Origin of the sequence: Nocardia sp. NPDC058497 (assembly GCF_042720195.1) — a bacterium.
Classification (GTDB): Bacteria; Actinomycetota; Actinomycetes; order Mycobacteriales; family Mycobacteriaceae; genus Nocardia.
This window is the reverse complement of sequence record NZ_JBHXMY010000651.1, coordinates 1-3,164: the sequence shown is the minus strand read 5'-3', so window position 1 is coordinate 3,164 and position 3,164 is coordinate 1. Positions and strand designations below refer to the sequence as shown.

At 66.8% G+C, this 3,164-nt stretch carries 4 protein-coding genes; 1 reads left to right on the top strand and 3 read right to left on the bottom strand.

Translation table 11 applies throughout. The annotated features are described in order from the left end of the window. Nucleotides 1–46: 46 nt before the first annotated feature. Nucleotides 47–574, bottom strand: coding sequence for a peptidylprolyl isomerase (locus ACFWPJ_RS28870; protein WP_378856065.1), 528 nt, complete (start codon nucleotides 572–574; stop codon nucleotides 47–49). 68 nt (nucleotides 575–642) lie between these two features. On the opposite strand from ACFWPJ_RS28870, the gene ACFWPJ_RS28865 reads away from it, so the two are divergent. Beyond that, the gene (locus ACFWPJ_RS28865; RefSeq protein ID WP_189031790.1) at nucleotides 643–819 is read left to right on the top strand and encodes a hypothetical protein; all 177 of its coding nucleotides are present in this window, start codon (nucleotides 643–645) and stop codon (nucleotides 817–819) included. 4 nt (nucleotides 820–823) lie between these two features. Here ACFWPJ_RS28865 and ACFWPJ_RS28860 read toward each other — a convergent pair whose 3' ends face one another. Together ACFWPJ_RS28860 and ACFWPJ_RS28855 are read right to left on the bottom strand one after the other, a co-directional pair. Then, complete coding sequence (locus ACFWPJ_RS28860) at nucleotides 824–1,618, bottom strand: ABC transporter permease (RefSeq protein ID WP_378856067.1); 795 nt, start codon at nucleotides 1,616–1,618, stop codon at nucleotides 824–826. Nucleotides 1,619–1,677: 59 nt separating this feature from the next. Then, nucleotides 1,678–2,679, bottom strand: coding sequence for an ATP-binding cassette domain-containing protein (locus ACFWPJ_RS28855; protein WP_378856063.1), 1,002 nt, complete (start codon nucleotides 2,677–2,679; stop codon nucleotides 1,678–1,680). Nucleotides 2,680–3,164 lie beyond the last annotated feature (485 nt).

Sequence of the window (3,164 nt, the reverse complement as noted above, 5' to 3'; positions counted from 1 at the left end):
CCCGCCCCCACTGGCGGGGGGGGTATTTCTGATGTGTACGGCTCGATCAGCCGATGGTGACCGAGGAGATCACGACCGGCTCGTCCGGGCGGTCGTTGCGATCGGTCTTCACCGCGGCGATCGCGTCGACGACCTTGCGCGAATCGGGATCGACCACCTCGCCGAAGATCGAGTGCTTGCGATTCAGGTGCGGCTGCGCGCTGACGGTGATGAAGAACTGCGAACCGTTGGTGCCCGGCCCCGCATTGGCCATGGCCAGCAGGTAGCCGCGGTCGAAGCGCAATTCGGGGTGGAACTCGTCGCCGAATTCGTAGCCGGGCCCACCGCGGCCGGTGCCGGTCGGGTCGCCGCCCTGGATCATGAAACCCGGCATCACCCGGTGGAAGACGGCGCCGTCGTAGAACGGGCCAGCGTCCGTGCCACCGGCGTTCTCGGTGGTGTAGGGCGCGCTGCCGTCGGCGAGAGCGACGAAGTTGCGCACCGTCTTCGGGGCGTGGTTACCGAAAAGCGCGATCTTGATATCGCCGTGGTTGGTGTGCAGCGTCGCCACGGCCGTCTGGTTGGGTGAGGTCACGCGAACATGGTGCCATGGCCGCAGCGTGACACCAGGAACCTCGTGGGAGCGTCTCGTAGAGTGGTCGCATGAAGCTTCGTAACCCGCTCATCGCGTCCCTCGCGATCGCCGGGGCAGGCGCCCTGGCCCTGCTGGCCCGCAGCAAGCGTCCGCAACTTCCCGAGCCCGCCGCCGAACCGCCGCGCCTCGGTTACTCCCGCAACGGTGCCGCGCCGGCCCCCGTCTCGGAGACCGGCGCGCACTGAACCGTCAGCGGCTGACGGACTTCTTGTACTGCAGCTGAGCCAGCGGCACGAACACGATCAGGATCACCACGATCCACATCAGTGTCGTGGCCACCGGGTGCTGCATCGGCCAGGCCTCCGAGGGCGGACCCAACGGGTTGGTGTTGCCGAACAGGTCGCGCACGGCCTGGGTGAGCGCGGATACCGGGTTCCATTCGGCGAACACGCGCAGCGGCCCCGGCAGGTTTTCCAGCGGCACGAACGCGTTCGAGATGAACGTCAGCGGGAAGATCACCATGAAGCTGGCATTGTTGAACACCTCGGGCGCGCGCACGAGCAGTCCGACGACCGCCATGATCCACGACAGCGCGTAGGCGAACAGCAGCATCAGCGCGTAGGCCAGCACCGCGTCCAGGAACGACCCGCGGATCCGCCAGCCGACGACCAGGCCGGTCAGCGACATGACGACCAGGCTGACGATGTTGATCACCACGTCGCTGATCGTGCGGCCGACCAGCACCGCCGACGGCGCCATCGGCAGTGACCGGAACCGGTCGATGATGCCCTTCTGCATGTCCTCGGCCAGGCCGGCGCCGGTGAAGGTGGCGCCGAAGACCACGGTCTGCGCGAAGATGCCCGCGATCAGGAATTCGCGATAGCCGCCCGCCACGCCCTCGATCTGGATCGCCGAGCCGAAGATGTAGGCGAACAGCAGCACGAACATGATCGGCGACAGCGTCGTGAAGACCAGCACGTCGGGCACGCGCTTGATCTTGATGACATTGCGCTTGGCGATGGTGACGCTGTCGCTGACGACCATCGAGAGCCGTTCCCCGAGCCCGGGGCCCCGCACGTCCACCGCTTTGTTCAGCGTGGTGCTCATCGGTTCTGTCCTTCCTTGTCCCCCACGGTCTGCGCCTCGGCGTCGCCGTTGACGAGTTCCTGGGCCTCGTGCCCGGTGAGGGTGAGGAAGACGTCGTCGAGCGACGGCCTGCGCAGCGCGACGTCGTTGATCAGCACCTTCTGCTCGGTGAGCCTGCCGATCGCGGTGACCAGGTCCTGCGAGCCGTTGGCCACCGGAACGGTGACCCGGCGCAGGCCGGGTTCGAGGTGGATCTCGCCGTCGGCCAGCCCGGCCAGCGCCTGCTGGGCAGGTCCGAGCTGATCGGCGGTGGCGACGGTGAGTTCGATGCGGTCGCCGCCGACGATGGCCTTGAGTTCGTCGGCGGTGCCGCGGGCGATCACCTTGCCGTGGTCGATGACGGCGATCGAGTCGGCCAGCCGATCGGCCTCGTCCATGTACTGGGTGGTGAGCAGCAGCGTGGTGCCGCCCGCCACGAGTTCCTCGATGACGTCCCACAGATCGAGCCGGGCCCGCGGGTCGAGACCGGTGGTCGGCTCGTCGAGGAACAGCACCGGCGGATTGGCCACCAGCGCGCCCGCCAGGTCGAGGCGCCTGCGCATACCGCCGGAATAGCCCTTCACCGGCCGGTCGGCGGCGTCGGAGAGCCGGAAACGGTCGAGCAGTTCGCGCGCGCGTTCCTTACTGCGCTGTGTGCCGAGGTGATAGAGCCTGCCCACCATTTCTAGATTCTCGAATCCGGTGAGGTATTCGTCGACGGCGGCGTACTGCCCGGACGCGCCGATCCGGGAACGCAGGGCCTGGGGATTGTGGAGCACGTCGATCCCCGCGACGGTGGCACTGCCCTCGTCGGGGATGAGCAACGTGGTGAGAACGCGGACAGTCGTGGTCTTTCCCGCGCCATTGGGGCCGAGAAGTGCGGTGACGGTACCTTCCGGAACGGCCAGATCCAGCCCGTCCAGGGCGACGAGATGCCCGTACCGTTTGACCAGACCCTCGGCGACGATTGCGTCGGGCATGATTCTCCTGATGTCGTAGTTCAACGCTGTTGCCCCAGTATTGCGATACCCACCGACAAGTCGCACCCGCTTTTCCCGGGTCCAGCTCCCCCGATGTACGGATTTGTTCGACATGCCGAGCCGTTGCGACACGCGACGAATCGGACGGATTTTCCGGCCGTGCCGCGAAAGGCAAGCCCCCGGTATCCGGGGCACGGCAGCCGGTACGACAAGAACCTGTTCACCGGCATTTTTTCGTAAAGCATTGCGTACCAGCATTTTCCACGTGAAGTAAGACAACTGTCGGGTGCCCGGCCGGCGGATCCGATGCCCCCAGCACCCGGTGCGGACACCCGCCTCGCCCACGGTCGCCGAAAATTTTCGGAAACTGGTCCGTTGCGCGTACACGAATTCCGCTCGTATCGCGTAGGATCGTTCACGTCGGCCCCTCCCCCCCGGGCCGACCCTACGCGGGCCTCGGCTAACTCCCCCCCTTCGCCGAGGCC

Coding starts and splice junctions, on each gene's coding strand:
- ACFWPJ_RS28865 (WP_189031790.1), top strand. CDS start 643: ATGAAGCTTCGTAACCCGCTCATCGCGTCCCTCGCGATCGCCGGGGCA.
- ACFWPJ_RS28855 (WP_378856063.1), bottom strand. CDS start 2,679: ATGCCCGACGCAATCGTCGCCGAGGGTCTGGTCAAACGGTACGGGCAT.
- ACFWPJ_RS28860 (WP_378856067.1), bottom strand. CDS start 1,618: ATGGTCGTCAGCGACAGCGTCACCATCGCCAAGCGCAATGTCATCAAG.